Annotated in this window: 13 protein-coding genes; 8 read left to right on the forward strand and 5 right to left on the reverse strand. The window is 52.8% G+C overall.

The window, feature by feature from the left end:
* Positions 1-16: 16 nt before the first annotated feature.
* Both purU and AC6I8F_RS09120 read right to left on the reverse strand, forming a co-directional pair.
* Positions 17-865, reverse strand: a complete 849-nt coding sequence (purU, locus tag AC6I8F_RS09115) for a formyltetrahydrofolate deformylase (RefSeq protein ID WP_031280214.1) — start codon at positions 863-865, stop codon at positions 17-19.
* A gap of 57 nt (positions 866-922) precedes the next feature.
* A complete protein-coding gene (locus tag AC6I8F_RS09120) occupies positions 923-1,378 on the reverse strand; it encodes a YchJ family protein (RefSeq protein WP_040679954.1) in 456 nt (151 codons plus the stop codon).
* 96 nt (positions 1,379-1,474) lie between these two features.
* On the opposite strand from AC6I8F_RS09120, the gene rssA reads away from it, so the two are divergent.
* The 5 genes from rssA to AC6I8F_RS09145 all read left to right on the forward strand — a co-directional run bounded on the left by rssA (position 1,475) and on the right by AC6I8F_RS09145 (position 6,985).
* Positions 1,475-2,380 carry a patatin-like phospholipase RssA gene (rssA, locus tag AC6I8F_RS09125; protein WP_021510074.1) on the forward strand — a complete coding sequence of 302 codons (906 nt, stop codon included), beginning with the start codon at positions 1,475-1,477 and terminating at the stop codon, positions 2,378-2,380.
* Positions 2,381-2,481: 101 nt separating this feature from the next.
* Entirely contained in the window at positions 2,482-3,498 is a 1,017-nt protein-coding gene (rssB, locus tag AC6I8F_RS09130) for a two-component system response regulator RssB (protein ID WP_021510075.1), read from the forward strand.
* Between the two features lie 192 nt (positions 3,499-3,690).
* On the forward strand, positions 3,691-4,599 hold the full coding sequence (gene galU / locus AC6I8F_RS09135; protein WP_021510076.1) for a UTP--glucose-1-phosphate uridylyltransferase GalU: 909 nt from the start codon (positions 3,691-3,693) through the stop codon (positions 4,597-4,599).
* Positions 4,600-4,622: 23 nt separating this feature from the next.
* Positions 4,623-5,963, forward strand: coding sequence for a UDP-glucose dehydrogenase family protein (locus tag AC6I8F_RS09140; RefSeq protein WP_058757711.1), 1,341 nt, complete (start codon positions 4,623-4,625; stop codon positions 5,961-5,963).
* A 14-nt stretch (positions 5,964-5,977) separates the two neighbouring features.
* Entirely contained in the window at positions 5,978-6,985 is a 1,008-nt protein-coding gene (locus AC6I8F_RS09145; protein WP_498028745.1) for an NAD-dependent epimerase, read from the forward strand.
* 98 nt (positions 6,986-7,083) lie between these two features.
* Here the strand turns inward: AC6I8F_RS09145 and hns are convergent, their stop codons facing one another.
* Both hns and AC6I8F_RS09155 read right to left on the reverse strand, forming a co-directional pair.
* A complete protein-coding gene (hns, locus tag AC6I8F_RS09150; protein ID WP_031280215.1) occupies positions 7,084-7,491 on the reverse strand; it encodes a histone-like nucleoid-structuring protein H-NS in 408 nt (135 codons plus the stop codon).
* 82 nt (positions 7,492-7,573) lie between these two features.
* On the reverse strand, positions 7,574-7,885 hold the full coding sequence (locus AC6I8F_RS09155; protein ID WP_127834136.1) for a hypothetical protein: 312 nt from the start codon (positions 7,883-7,885) through the stop codon (positions 7,574-7,576).
* A 9-nt stretch (positions 7,886-7,894) separates the two neighbouring features.
* On the opposite strand from AC6I8F_RS09155, the gene tdk reads away from it, so the two are divergent.
* Entirely contained in the window at positions 7,895-8,515 is a 621-nt protein-coding gene (tdk, locus tag AC6I8F_RS09160; protein WP_058774613.1) for a thymidine kinase, read from the forward strand.
* A gap of 53 nt (positions 8,516-8,568) precedes the next feature.
* Here tdk and adhE read toward each other — a convergent pair whose 3' ends face one another.
* Positions 8,569-11,247 carry a bifunctional acetaldehyde-CoA/alcohol dehydrogenase gene (gene adhE, locus AC6I8F_RS09165; RefSeq protein WP_058771261.1) on the reverse strand — a complete coding sequence of 893 codons (2,679 nt, stop codon included), beginning with the start codon at positions 11,245-11,247 and terminating at the stop codon, positions 8,569-8,571.
* A 444-nt stretch (positions 11,248-11,691) separates the two neighbouring features.
* On the opposite strand from adhE, the gene AC6I8F_RS09170 reads away from it, so the two are divergent.
* Both AC6I8F_RS09170 and AC6I8F_RS09175 read left to right on the forward strand, forming a co-directional pair.
* Entirely contained in the window at positions 11,692-12,339 is a 648-nt protein-coding gene (locus tag AC6I8F_RS09170) for a YchE family NAAT transporter (RefSeq protein ID WP_031280216.1), read from the forward strand.
* Between the two features lie 571 nt (positions 12,340-12,910).
* Positions 12,911-14,545 carry an ABC transporter substrate-binding protein gene (locus tag AC6I8F_RS09175; protein ID WP_498028746.1) on the forward strand — a complete coding sequence of 545 codons (1,635 nt, stop codon included), beginning with the start codon at positions 12,911-12,913 and terminating at the stop codon, positions 14,543-14,545.
* Positions 14,546-14,678 lie beyond the last annotated feature (133 nt).

Below are 14,678 nucleotides of genomic sequence, written 5' to 3' on the forward strand. Positions count from 1 at the left end.
ATCAGCGCCGCAGTGGTTAAAGAATGATCGTGCGGTTGCCGTAAACAAACACGCGCTGGCCCAGCACTTTATACAGCGCGCGGCTTAGTACATTCTTTTCCACGTCGCGTCCGGCACGCATCATCTCTTCAGCGGTATAGCTGTGATCGACGTTAATCACGTCCTGCATGATGATCGGGCCTTCATCCAGGTTGTCGTTCACGTAGTGCGCTGTGGCACCGATGATCTTCACGCCGCGCTCATAGGCCTGATGATAAGGACGGGCGCCAATAAAGGCTGGCAGGAACGAGTGGTGAATATTGATGATCTGGTTGGGATAACGCTGCACAAACGCCGGCGTCAGCACGCGCATGTATTTCGCCAGCACCACGTAATCCGGCTGATAGCGATCGATCTCATCCGCCATGCGGTTATCGTGCTCTTCGCGCGTCAGGCCTTCATGGCTGACCAGCACGAACGGGATGTCAAAACGCTCGACCAGCGAACGCAGCGTTTCATGGTTACCAATGACGGCGGCGATTTCCATGTCCAGACCACCAAAGGCGCTCTTCATCAGCAGATCGCCCAGGCAATGCGCCTCTTTGGTGACCAGAATCACTACGCGGCGACGTCCGGCGCTGTGCAGTTCACGTACCGAACCGGTCGGCAGCGCGCTGTCGAGGTCAGCCAGCAGCGTGTTGTCGTTGAAAATGCCTTCCAGCTCTGTGCGCATGAAAAAGCGCCCGGTACGGTGATCGACGAACTCATTGTTCTGCACAATGTTCAGTTCGTGCTTGTAGCAAATGTTGGTGATCTTGGCGATCAGACCTTTGGCATCGGGGCAAATGGTCCGTAAAACTTTTCGTTGCATGGTTTGCGCTTGCATCTCGATCAGAGTCCTGTCAAAGCGATGAATAGTGAAGCTGTTGGGCATCTGTCCAGATTAGCCACAACATTTTTTGTATTTTTTATCGGAGCCACAAGGACAGCGATCGTTACGCCCTAACTCCGGCGTCGTTCCGTCGACATAGTACCAGCGTTGATCCTCGCGAAGAAAGCGTGAACATTCATACAGGCTGCAGGTACGGCCTTTTTCGAGATAACGCGCAAAAAAAGTCACGAAGGCTTCATTCTCATGGCTTCCGTGATTACAACGGGTTACATTCAGGCCAAGCCATTCTGTGGTGGCGAAACTTTCGGATAATAGCGTCTCCAGTCCGGCCACGCGCTGGCTGGGATGCCAGGTTTCTACCAGCCAGGCGGCGTTTTGCTTAACGTAAGCGCTGTAACGCGAGCGCATTAACTGTTCAGCGCGCTGTGGCGTTTGTTGCCCGTTCAGAAAGGGCTGACAACATAGGCTATACTGCTCTCCGCTGCAGCAGGGGCACTTTTCGGACACATCATCTCCTGAGAGTGATTAAAGTTAATGAAAGTGTGCGCTATGTTAGCCGACTGGCCAGCGTGAAGCTACGCATCAGGTTGATCACGAGGTGAGATGAGAAAAGTCAGGATTGGGCTGGCCCTGGGATCGGGCGCTGCCAAAGGCTGGGCGCATATCGGTGTCATTAACGCGCTGGAGCGCGCCGGTATTGAGGTGGATGTCGTCGCCGGCTGTTCCGTCGGCGCACTGGTGGGTTCTGCCTACGTCAACGGCCGGCTGGCGTTAATGGAGAAGTGGGTCAGCGCATTTCGCTACTGGGATGTTATCCGTCTGATGGATCTCTCATGGCAGCGTGGCGGCCTGCTGCGCGGCGACCGGGTGTTTAGCCATATCCGTCAGCTGATCCCTAACGAGCTCATCGAAGACGCGGATAAGCGCTTTGGCGTGGTGGCAACCAACCTCAGCACCGGACGCGAGCTGTGGCTAACTGAAGGGGATTTGCACCAGGCGGTGCGTGCTTCATGTAGTATGCCAGGCTTATTGCCTCCGGTTGGCTACAATGGTTATTGGCTGGTGGATGGTGCGGTGGTCAATCCGGTGCCGATTTCGCTGACCCGCGCGCTGGGCGCTGACATTGTGATTGCCGTTGACCTGCAACATGATGCGCACCTGATGCAGCAGGATCTGCTGTCGGTCACGCCGCAGAGCGGTGAAGAAGCGGCAGCGGCAGAAGCACTGAGCTGGGGCAAAAAACTGCGCCAGCGTCTGATGGGGTTAACCCATCGGCGCGCCAGCCAGTCTCCAGGCGCGATGGAAATTATGTCAACGTCAATCCAGGTATTGGAAAATCGCCTGAAACGTAACCGTATGGCAGGCGATCCGCCGGATGTGCTGATTCAGCCTTTTTGTCCGCAGATTTCAACGCTGGACTTTCATCGGGCTGAAGAGGCCATTGCGGCAGGCAAGGCCGCCGTGGAGAAAAAAATGGATGAACTATTACCGCTGGTCCGTAGCAGATAATCAGTTGTTCATTCACGGGGGTTGTGACTTCAGCCAATTCTGAAAGGCGCAACGGCGTTTTATGAACCACTATTGAAATATCTGGTACGCAGGGGGAGAGAATGGAAAAACCGCTAATCGGCAAAAAGATACTCATTGTCGAAGATGAGGTCGTTTTCCGTTCATTGCTGGACACATTGTTAACTGGCCTTGGAGCCAGCACGTTCGAAGCGGGCGACGGACTCGACGGCCTGAATTTACTCGCCGCGCAGTCGGTGGACCTGGTCATTTGCGATCTGGAAATGCCGCGCATGGGCGGTATTGAGTTTGTCGAGCGAATTCGTACACGCGGTAATAGCGTGCCCATCCTGATCATCTCCGCCACGCAGAACATGGCCGATATTGCCCACGTGCTGCGCCTTGGCGTGCAGGATGTGCTGCTCAAGCCGCTAAAAAACCTGGAACGTTTCCGTGAAGCGGTGTTTGAGTGCCTCTATCCTTCGATGTTCACCTCGAAAGTGGAAGAAGATGAACAGCTCTTTCAGGACTGGGATGCCCTGGTGCGCGATCCGCTCGCTGCCGCCAAGCTGCTCAAACAGCTGCAACCGCCAGTCCAGCAAACCATCGCCAGCTGCCGCATAAACTATCGTCAACTCACCATGGCGGAACAGCCGGGGCTGGTGCTGGATATCGCCGCGCTGTCGGACAAAGATCTGGCGTTTTATTGCCTGGACGTAACGCGTGCCGGCGACAACGGCGTGCTGGCTGCATTATTGCTCAGAGCACTGTTTAACGGTTTATTGCAGGAGCAACTGTCCGGGCAAAAACAGCGTCTGCCGGAACTCAATGGTCTGCTGCGCCAGGTGAATATGCTGTTGCGTCAGGCCAACCTGAACGGTCAGTTCCCGCTGCTGGTGGGCTACTATCATCGTCAGTTGAAAAATCTGATTCTGGTCTCAGCCGGTCTGAATGCCACGCTGCACATCAATACTCAGCAAATCCAGCTCAGTAACGGTGTGCCGCTTGGCACTATGGGCAGCACCCATCTTAATCAAATCAGCCAGCGCGCCGATGCCTGGCAATGTCACGTCTGGGGAGCCGGCGGCCGGCTTCGCCTGATGTTATCGTCCGAAGAATAGCCACTCAGATTTATATTTTCCGCGGGTTAAAGACAGGGCCAAAGCTTAGCTTTACACTTGGGTAATAGTCTTAAATTCCGCGGATTAACTCCATCCAGGATAAATCCGTCTGACACTAACTGATATACTCATTTCGTTTTTAAACCGACATATCAAGTATTAACTTGAACGGCCTATTAAGAGAGGTATTTGATGTCTGCCTATAAGTCTAAAGTAAAAAAAGCGGTAATCCCGGTTGCAGGTCTGGGTACGCGTATGCTGCCTGCCACCAAAGCTATTCCAAAAGAGATGTTACCGCTGGTCGATAAGCCGTTGATCCAGTATGTCGTGAACGAGTGTATTGCTGCGGGTATTAATGAGATCGTGCTGGTTACGCACTCCTCTAAAAACTCCATCGAAAACCATTTTGATACCAGTTTCGAACTGGAAGCGATGCTGGAAAAACGCGTGAAGCGTCAGCTGCTGGATGAAATCCAGTCAATCTGCCCGCCACACGTCACCATCATGCAGGTACGTCAGGGTATCGCCAAGGGCCTCGGTCACGCCGTGATGTGTGCTCATCCGCTGGTCGGTGATGAGCCAGTCGCGGTGATTCTGCCAGACGTGATTATTGATGAGTACGAATCTAACCCAACCAAAGATAACCTGGCAGAAATGCTGACGCGCTTCGAAGAGAGCGGTCGCAGCCAGATCATGGTTGAGCCAGTTGCCGATGTCACCGCTTACGGCGTGGTTGACTGCCAGGGCGCAGAGCTGGCACCGGGCCAGAGCGCACCGATGGTGGGCGTGGTTGAGAAGCCAAAAGCCTCGGAAGCGCCATCTAACCTGGCGGTAGTCGGTCGTTACGTGCTGTCTGCGGACATCTGGCCTCTGCTGGCGAAAACCCCTCCGGGTGCCGGCGGCGAAGTGCAGCTGACCGACTCCATCGCCATGCTGATGGAAAAAGAGACCGTAGAAGCTTACCACCTGACCGGCGTGAGCCACGACTGCGGTAACAAACTGGGTTATATGCAAGCTTTTGTTGAGTATGGCGTGCGTCATCCGGTACTGGGCAAAGATTTCGCTCAGTGGCTCGACGGCGTTGCAGGCAACAAAAAGTAATTCATTAAGCACAGGATAATTCAATGAAAGTCACTGTATTTGGTATCGGCTATGTCGGTCTGGTTCAGGCTGCGGTGTTGGCCGAAGTCGGACATGACGTTCTCTGTATTGATGTCGACGAAAAGAAAGTCGAAAGCCTGAAAAAGGGCATCATCCCAATTTTTGAACCGGGCCTGACGCCGCTGGTTATGTCTAACTATGAAGCGGGGCGTCTGAAATTCAGTACCAACGCAGAAGAGGGCGTAAACCATGGCGTAATGCAGTTTATTGCTGTGGGCACGCCGCCGGATGAGGATGGCTCTGCCGACCTGAAATATGTGACTGCGGTTGCGCGTACTATTGCGCAGCACATGAACGATCACAAAGTCGTCATCGACAAATCTACCGTACCGGTAGGCACCGCTGACCGCGTGCGCGCGGTGATGAGCGAAACGCTGAAGCAGCGTGATGCCAATATTGCGTTCGATGTGGTCTCCAACCCGGAGTTCCTGAAAGAGGGCGCCGCAGTTAACGATTGCATGCGTCCGGAACGTATCGTGGTGGGCACCGATAATGATGAAGTGGTCGAACTGCTGCGTGAACTGTACGAACCGTTTAACCGTAATCACGATCGCATGATTCTGATGGATATCCGCAGTGCAGAGCTGACCAAATATGCAGCTAACTGCATGCTGGCGACCAAAATCAGCTTCATGAACGAGATTTCCAACCTTGCGGAACGCCTGGGTGCTGACGTGGAAAAAGTACGTCAGGGCATCGGTTCTGATTCACGCATCGGTTATCACTTTATTTATCCGGGCTGTGGTTACGGCGGTTCCTGCTTCCCGAAAGACGTGCAGGCGCTGATTCGCACTGCAGAGTCAATCGGCTACACCCCGCGCCTGTTGCAGGCGGTAGAAGACGTCAACGATTCGCAGAAGAACAAGCTGCCGACGTTTATTAAACGTCACTTTGGCGACGATCTGCGTGGCAAGACGTTTGCGCTGTGGGGGCTGGCGTTCAAACCGAACACCGACGACATGCGTGAAGCCTCAAGCCGTGTGCTGATGGAAGCACTGTGGCAGGCAGGCGCAACGGTGCAGGCGTTTGATCCGGAAGCGATGGAAGAAGCCCAGCGCATCTACGGTCATCGTGACGATCTGAAGCTGTGCGGCACTAAAGAAGCTGCGCTGCAGGGCGCCGATGGTCTGGTGATCTGCACCGAGTGGCAGAACTTCCGTGCTCCGGATTTCGACGTGATTAAATCCTCGTTAAAACAACCCGTGATTTTTGATGGTCGTAACCTGTATGATCCGGAGCGTATCAGCAAACGCGGTTTCGTTTATTATGCAATCGGCCGCGGAGCGTCTATTCAAATTGTGTAATAAATGAGGGATGTATGAATTTTCTGGTCACCGGCGCGGCAGGATTTATTGGTTTTCACGTTAGTCAGCGTTTGCTGGCTGCCGGTCACCAGGTTGTTGGTATCGATAACCTGAATGATTACTACGATGTCAGCCTGAAACAGGCGCGCCTCGACCAGATTACCGCACATCCCGCGTTTACTTTCCTTAAAATGGACCTGGCGGATCGCCAGGCCATTTCTTCCCTGTTTGAACAGCATGCTTTTGCGCGCGTGATCCATTTAGGCGCACAGGCAGGGGTTCGCTATTCCATCGAGAATCCGCACGCCTACGCTGATGCCAACCTGATTGGTCACTTAAATATTCTGGAAGGTTGCCGTCATCATAAGATTGGCCACCTGCTGTATGCTTCATCGAGTTCGGTTTATGGCCTGAACCGTAAAATGCCGTTCTCCACGGATGATTCGGTTGATCATCCGGTATCACTTTATGCTGCGACGAAAAAAGCCAACGAATTAATGTCGCATACCTATTCACACCTTTACCAATTACCTTCCACCGGATTGCGCTTCTTTACCGTTTATGGTCCGTGGGGCCGTCCGGATATGGCGCTGTTTAAGTTCACCCGCGCGATGCTGGCCGGTGACGCGATTGATGTGTATAACCGCGGCCAGATGACACGTGACTTCACCTATATTGATGATATTGCCGAAGCGATTGTGCGTTTGCAGGACGTGATTCCGCAGGCAGATGAAAACTGGACGGTGGAAAACGGCTCGCCTGCCACCAGTTCGGCGCCGTATCGCGTGTACAATATTGGCAATAGTCAGCCTACCAGCCTGATGACTTACATTGAGTCGCTGGAAAAAGCGCTGGGGATTGAGGCGAAGAAAAATATGCTGCCGATGCAGCCCGGCGATGTATTAGGCACCAGTGCAGACACCCAGCCGCTGTATGACGCGATAAATTTCCGCCCGCAGACCAGCGTAGAGCAGGGCGTGCAGCGTTTTGTTGACTGGTACCGCGACTTCTATCAGCAATAAGTCGCGATAAAAAAAGGAAGCCAGCGGCTTCCTTTTTTCTTACCCGGTGTAAAACAGAGCACAGCGCCAGGGCTGGCATGCTGCGAAGCACTGGTTCCTTACAGCAGGAAATCGTCCAGTTGTTTACCTTGTTCTTCAATCGCTTTTTTAATCACGGCTGGCGTACGTCCCTGGCCGGTCCAGGTACGGTTCTCACCGTTCTCGTCGACGTAACCATACTTCGCCGGACGTGCCGCGCGTTTGGCTTTACCTGGCGCTTTGGTTTCAGCTAATGCCTGCAGCAGTTCGTTTGGATCAATACCGTCTGCCATCAGCATTTCACGATATTGTTCCAGCTTACGGCTGCGCTCGGCATTTTCCGCCTGGGCAAGAGATTCTTCTTCACGACGTTCATTCACCACAACCTCAAGTTTTTCCAGCATCTCTTCCAGTGTTTCCAGAGAGCATTCCCGAGCCTGCGCGCGCAATGTACGGATATTATTAAGAATTTTAAGTGCTTCGCTCATTGTCCTAATCTCAAAATATAATAAATGGAGTTGTTCTGCCGCCTCATAATAGTGGCGGTGAAAAATAACTGCAATAGCCAGATTAAAAAGCAAAACGTAAAGTTAATGTTGTTAAGCTTTTTAAGGCGCTATTTATTATTCTTTTTATAGATTTGATAGCACAGGTTTTGCAGGGATAAATACCGCTGTGCGCCTTTCGCCCGGGCATCAGCGATAATAATACTGAATAAAATTGCTGCATGATCACGGCTTTGACATAACGTGCGAAATGTTGATAACGATGCTGCTGATCTATGACGATGACGTTAATTTGAGCAGTTGATAAAAATAATGCATCGCAACAGTGCAGCAGCTTTATGATAGACTCACGCGCAACAGTTTCGGGCAGTGACAAGAGACATTTATGGCGCAACTCTATTTTTATTACTCAGCGATGAACGCGGGAAAATCCACCGCATTGCTGCAGTCTTCCTACAATTACCATGAGCGCGGCATGCGTACGCTGGTGTATACCGCGGAAATTGACGACCGCTTCGGCGCCGGAAAAGTCAGCTCGCGTATTGGTCTTTCGTCTCCGGCTTTTTTATATAACGCGCAGACCAACCTGGAAAGTGAAATTGCGGAACAGCACGCGAAGCAGACGGTTCACTGTGTACTGGTGGATGAGAGCCAGTTTCTGACGCGGGAGCAGGTGAAAGCCCTGTCGGACGTGGTAGATAATCTGGATATTCCGGTGCTGTGTTATGGTCTGCGTACCGACTTTCGCGGTGAGTTATTTACCGGCAGTCAGTATTTACTGGCCTGGGCCGATAAGCTGGTGGAATTGAAAACCGTGTGTCACTGTGGACGCAAAGCCAGCATGGTGTTACGACTGGATGCTAAGGGTAAACCGTTCAGCGAAGGGGAGCAGGTGGTGATCGGTGGTAATGAGCGTTATATCTCTGTGTGCCGCAAGCACTATAAACAGGCGATAAATGACGGCTCGCTAAACGCCATTTACGGTTCACAACTGCCTCACGCCTGAATAGCCGCAGCATAAAAAAACCCGCCGCAGCGGGTTTTTTTGTATCAGGCCAATCAGGCCTTCTTGGTTTTCTTCTCACTCTTAACGGCTTTAGCTTCACCCTCAGCAGCAACACTGTTATCTGCTTCTGAGAACTCACGTCCATAGAAGGTATCCAGCATGATTTGTTTCAGTTCAGCAATCAGCGGATAGCGTGGGTTAGCACCGGTACACTGGTCATCGAACGCATCATCCGCCAGCTTGTCGACTTTCGCCAGGAAGTCAGCTTCCTGCACGCCCGCTTCGCGGATAGAGGTTGGGATACCCAGCTGAGTTTTCATCTCTTCCAGCCATGCCAGCAGTTTTTCAATTTTCTGCGCGGTACGGTCACCGGCAGCGCTCAGACCGAGATGGTCAGCAATCTCAGCATAGCGGCGGCGTGCCTGCGGACGGTCGTACTGGCTGAAGGCAGTCTGCTTGGTTGGATTATCATTCGCGTTGTAGCGAATCACGTTACAAATCAGCAGGGCGTTGGCCAGACCGTGTGGAATGTGGAACTCAGAGCCCAGTTTATGCGCCATGGAGTGACACACGCCGAGGAAGGCGTTGGCGAAAGCGATACCGGCAATGGTCGCCGCATTATGAACACGCTCACGCGCCACAGGATTTTTCGCGCCGTCGCGGTAGCTGGCAGGCAGATTCTCTTTCAGCAGCTTCAGTGCCTGCAGCGCCTGACCATCGGAGTATTCGTTAGCCAGTACCGATACGTAGGCTTCCAGCGCATGGGTGACGGCATCCAGACCACCAAAGGCGCACAGTGAACGCGGCATCTCCATCACCAGGTTGGCATCGACAATCGCCATATCCGGCGTCAGGGCATAGTCTGCCAGCGGATATTTCTGGCCGGTGGCATCGTCGGTGACTACCGCAAACGGGGTAACTTCTGAACCGGTACCGGAAGTGGTAGTGATGGCCACCATGCGCGCTTTGACACCCATTTTCGGGAACTTGTAGATACGTTTACGGATGTCCATAAAGCGCAGCGCCAGTTCTTCAAAATGGGTTTCCGGATGCTCGTACATCACCCACATAATCTTAGCCGCATCCATCGGTGAACCCCCGCCCAGGGCAATGATCACGTCAGGTTTGAAGCTGTTCATCTGCTCGGCACCTTTACGCACGATGCTCAGCGTTGGGTCTGCTTCTACTTCAAAGAACACTTCGGTTTCGATTCCGTGTGATTTCAGCACGCGGGTGACCTGGTCAGCATAACCGTTGTTGAACAGGAAGCGGTCGGTGACGATAAAGGCGCGTTTTGCACCGTCAGTCGCCACTTCTTCCAGCGCAATTGGCAGAGAACCGCGGCGGAAGTAGATAGACTTCGGAAGTTTATGCCACAACATATTTTCAGCTCGCTTGGCCACGGTTTTCTTGTTGATCAGGTGTTTTGGACCCACGTTTTCAGAGATAGAGTTACCACCCCATGAACCGCAGCCCAGCGTGAGTGAAGGGGCCAGCTTGAAGTTATACAGGTCACCGATCCCGCCCTGTGAAGCCGGGGTGTTGATCAGGATGCGCGCGGTTTTCATTTTGTCGCCGAAGAAGTTAACGCGCTCGCGCTGGTTATCCTGGTCGGTGTAAAGACAGGAGGTGTGGCCGATACCGCCCATTGCCACCAGTTTTTCTGCTTTATCCACCGCATCGTAATAATCTTTCGCGCGGTACATGGCCAGCGTTGGCGAGAGCTTCTCATGGGCGAATGGCTCAGACTCATCCACCAGTTTCACTTCACCAATCAGAATTTTGGTGCTCACCGGCACGCTAATCCCTGCCAGTTCAGCAATTTTGTAAGCCGGCTGACCGACAATCGCCGCGTTCAGCGCGCCATTTTTCAGGATGATATCCTGCACCGCTTTCAGCTCTTTGCCCTGGAGCAGGTAGCCACCGTGGCTGGCGAAGCGCTCACGCACGGCATCATAGACAGAATCCACGACAATCACTGACTGTTCAGACGCGCAAATCACGCCGTTGTCGAAGGTTTTTGACATCAGGATCGAAGCAACCGCGCGTTTGATATCGGCCGTTTCGTCAATCACCACCGGGGTGTTACCCGCGCCCACACCAATCGCTGGTTTGCCGGAGCTGTAAGCCGCTTTCACCATGCCCGGACCACCGGTGGCGAGAATCAGGTTGATATCCGGGTGATGCATCAGCTGGTTAGAGAGCTCAACCGATGGCGCATCAATCCAGCCAATAATGTCTTTTGGCGCACCGGCCGCGATAGCAGCCTGCAGTACGATGTCAGCCGCTTTATTGGTGGCATCTTTGGCTCGTGGATGAGGAGAGAAGATGATACCGTTACGGGTTTTAAGGCTAATCAGGGCTTTGAAGATGGCGGTAGAGGTCGGGTTGGTGGTGGGCACGATGCCACAAATCAGGCCAATCGGCTCAGCGATGGTGATGGTGCCAAAGGTATCATCGGTGTCCAGCACGCCACAGGTTTTTTCGTCTTTGTAAGCGTTATAGATATATTCGGAAGCGAAGTGGTTTTTGATGACTTTATCTTCAACGATACCCATGCCGGATTCGGCAACGGCCATTTTGGCGAGAGGGATACGGGCATCGGCAGCGGCGAGGGCGGCCGCACGGAAAATGGTATCAACTTGTTCCTGACTAAAATTGGCGTATTCGCGCTGTGCCTTTTTAACACGTTCTACCAGTGCGTTAAGCTCGGCAACATTAGTAACGGCCATAATACTCTCCTAAGGAAGTTAAACTTTTTTAGTAAACAAGCCTGAATCCAGAAGTATAGTCTCGTTACGCTTATGGATAGCTAAGGATGGCGATGCCCGTGCCGTTGCTTACTAAAAAGGTTTTTCCGCCAGGATGACCTGTGTCACTGGGTTGAGTTCCGATGGGCTAAGATTACCCCTGATGGGGTAGGCAATTTATGATGCAGATCAATTTAACTATCAGCTGACACCTTTCAGCGCTCACTTTTGCAAGTAAAGTTAGCGTCGACGGCTACAGAAGCCGATCTGACCCGCTGCAGGCCGATAACATCGCGCTAACAGTAGCGGAATAAACTGGGATAGTGCTTTAAGTGCAGCATTTATTTCTGCGTTAGCCTCTGGTGTTTCGCCAGGCTTTTGCACTACATTAAGCGCGATTTTTTTCGCCATCACCTGGAGCCCACCGTGACCCCTGCGCTACTCGATCTTTCTGGCTACATTAAATTTTTTGTGGGTTTGTTCGCGCTGGTTAACCCGGTCGGCATTATTCCGGTATTTATCAGCATGACCAGCTACCAGGCGGTGGCGGAGCGCAATAAAACTAACCTGACCGCGAACCTGGCGGTGGCGATTATCCTCTGGACCTCGCTGTTTCTTGGCGACGGTATCCTGCATCTGTTTGGTATCTCGATTGACTCTTTCCGCATCGCCGGTGGCATTCTGGTGGTCACCATCGCTATGTCGATGATCAGCGGCAAGCTGGGTGAAGACAAACAGAACAAGCAGGAGAAGTCAGAAACGGCGATTCGTGAAAGCATCGGCGTGGTGCCGCTGGCGCTGCCGCTGATGGCAGGGCCGGGCGCGATCAGCTCGACCATTGTCTGGAGCTCGCGTTATCACAGCTGGCCAAATCTGCTTGGCTTTACCCTGGCGATTGCGATATTTGCCTTCTGCTGCTGGTTATTGTTCCGGGCCGCACCGCTGATGGTGCGCGTATTGGGACAAACCGGTATCAACGTCATTACGCGTATCATGGGGCTGCTGCTCATGGCGCTGGGCATTGAGTTTGTCGTGACCGGAATGAAAGCCCTGTTTCCAGGATTACTGAATTAACGGCGGTTATTTTTTATCGCTAAGCGCTTTATGAACCAGAATGGTGCAATTAAACGAAATATTGCACCATTATAGTGATTTTATTTGTCGCGCTTAATATCGGCTTAACCTCATCAGTTTTACTACTGGTGTTATCCCGCCCTTAGTCCAGGCGGCAAAATACTGTGATAATCGTCACAGTATATCCCGCTACTCTCTAAATCATCCGCAGTATCATTCTATAGCTTGCGCTGTAAATCTGAATAAATATCCGGGCTTCAGCATTAAAAGCAGCAATATTCGTAAATATTATAAAGCTAGTTGATTAACGAATAATTAACGTGCAAATCAGGCTGAAATTCATTATTTATCAGTGGATTAATCGATAATTCTGCTCAAGAATTAACACTTTTCCTGTGCGCGGCAACGTGATAAAAGAGAATCAGCTAACATTTTTGTGGTTTAGCTTTGGCGTGCGGGCAACGCTTCTGATAATTTTCGGCTCACCGCAAAATTTTTTATCTGCTAGCAACAAATGTGTACGCTTCTTGCTTACTGCTATCAGGTTTATGTTGAAGGTTGATATTGGTTGATGAAAAGCATGGTAGCGAAAACGGTAGCGCGCACGTTTCTGGCGCTTTGCCTCTCCAGTGCGCTGGCGCAAAGTCAGGCCGCTGAGATCCCAGCCGGGACGTCATTAGCGGATACGCAACGCATCGTTATTAACAATGGCAGCGAAGTGTCCTCGCTTGATCCACAAAAAGTCGAGGGCGTGCCGGAATCCAATGTGATTCGCAATCTGCTGGAAGGACTGGTTGAGACCGACAACAATGGTCAACTGGTGCCCGGCGTGGCGCAGCAGTGGCAAAATCAGCAGGGCCGCATCTGGACGTTCACGCTGCGTAAAGACGCCCGCTGGAGCAATGGTGAGCCGGTCACCGCGCAGGACTTTGTCTACAGCTGGCAGCGTCTGGCCGATCCGCGCACCGCCTCGCCGTACGCCAGCTATTTGCAGGCTGCGCACATCAGCAACATTGATGCCATTCTGGCTGGTAAAGCTGCGCCTTCCCAGCTGGGCGTGAAAGCGCTGGACGACCATCATTTGCAGGTTACGCTCTCTGAACCGGTACCGTATTTTGTTGATATGCTGGCTCATACTTCGATGAAACCGGTGTATCGTCCGGCGGTAGAGCAGTGGGGCGATGCCTGGACACAGCCGCAGCACTACGTGGGTAATGGCGCTTACACGCTGGCGGACTGGGTGGTGAATGAGCAGATTGTGGTGAAGCGTAATCCGCACTACTGGGACAATGCCCATACCACGCTGGACGAAGGCGTATTTCTGGCACTCACCTCTGAGAATAGCGATATAAACCGCTATCGCAGTGGCGGCACCGACATGACCAACAGCGTGGTGCCGCCCGATATGTTCAAAAAACTGCAGCAGGCGCTTGGAGATGAAGTAAAAGTCAGCCCGCTGCTGTGCACCTTCTATTACGAAATCAATAACAAGAAAGCGCCGTTTGACGACGTTCGCGTACGCAACGCGCTGAAGTTAACGCTCGACCGCGACATCATCGCGCAGAAAATTATGGGGCAGGGACAGATCCCGGCCTACGGCCTGACGCCGCCCTTTATTCACGGTATTGCTCTCAATACGCCAGCGTGGGCGCAGCAGACGCAGGCGCAACGTAACGCGGCAGCGAAGCAATTGCTGGCGGAAGCTGGCTTCAATGCCCAGCATCCGCTGCGTTTTACCCTGCTGTATAACACCTCAGAACAGAACAAGCGTCAGGCGATCGCGGCTGCCTCGATGTGGCAAAAGAATCTCGGTGCGCAGGTCACGCTGCAAAATCAGGAGTGGAAAACGCTACTGGAGACCCGTCATCAGGCACAGTTTGACGTGGTGCGCGCCACCTGGTGTGCGGATTACAACGAGCCATCCAGCTTCCTCAATCTGCTGCTGAGTGGCTCCTCCATCAACACCGCGTTTTATCACAGCGCCGCATTTGATGCGCTGATGGCGCAAACGCTCAACACCGCTGATGACGCGCAGCGCGCGCAACTCTATCAGCAGGCGGAACAACAGCTGGATCAGGATTCACCGATCATCCCGGTTTACTACCGCGTTAGCGTGCGGCTGGTGAAGCCGTGGGTGGGCGGTTTCAGCGGCAAAGATCCGCAGGATATGCTGGCGCTGAAATACTATTACATAAAGAAACATTGAGTAATGTGACGATCTGGCGCTACAGTCGGGCGTCACGTTGCCGTGGTAACCCTGCAGGGTGGTAGTGATCTTCGCGCAGACAGGCGGAGATCTCCCGGAAACGGGGTACGCCGGGCGGTCAGCCGACCCGGTG

The organism is gamma proteobacterium symbiont of Axiagastus rosmarus (assembly GCF_059730925.1).

Excerpts from the sequence above, each read along its gene's own strand:
- AC6I8F_RS09145 (WP_498028745.1), top strand. The coding sequence starts at position 5,978 with ATGAATTTTCTGGTCACCGGCGCGGCAGGATTTATTGGTTTTCACGTT.
- rssB (WP_021510075.1), top strand. The coding sequence starts at position 2,482 with ATGGAAAAACCGCTAATCGGCAAAAAGATACTCATTGTCGAAGATGAG.
- AC6I8F_RS09175 (WP_498028746.1), top strand. The coding sequence starts at position 12,911 with ATGAAAAGCATGGTAGCGAAAACGGTAGCGCGCACGTTTCTGGCGCTT.
- tdk (WP_058774613.1), top strand. The coding sequence starts at position 7,895 with ATGGCGCAACTCTATTTTTATTACTCAGCGATGAACGCGGGAAAATCC.
- purU (WP_031280214.1), bottom strand. The coding sequence starts at position 865 with ATGCAAGCGCAAACCATGCAACGAAAAGTTTTACGGACCATTTGCCCC.
- AC6I8F_RS09140 (WP_058757711.1), top strand. The coding sequence starts at position 4,623 with ATGAAAGTCACTGTATTTGGTATCGGCTATGTCGGTCTGGTTCAGGCT.
- rssA (WP_021510074.1), top strand. The coding sequence starts at position 1,475 with ATGAGAAAAGTCAGGATTGGGCTGGCCCTGGGATCGGGCGCTGCCAAA.
- adhE (WP_058771261.1), bottom strand. The coding sequence starts at position 11,247 with ATGGCCGTTACTAATGTTGCCGAGCTTAACGCACTGGTAGAACGTGTT.
- galU (WP_021510076.1), top strand. The coding sequence starts at position 3,691 with ATGTCTGCCTATAAGTCTAAAGTAAAAAAAGCGGTAATCCCGGTTGCA.
- hns (WP_031280215.1), bottom strand. The coding sequence starts at position 7,491 with ATGAGCGAAGCACTTAAAATTCTTAATAATATCCGTACATTGCGCGCG.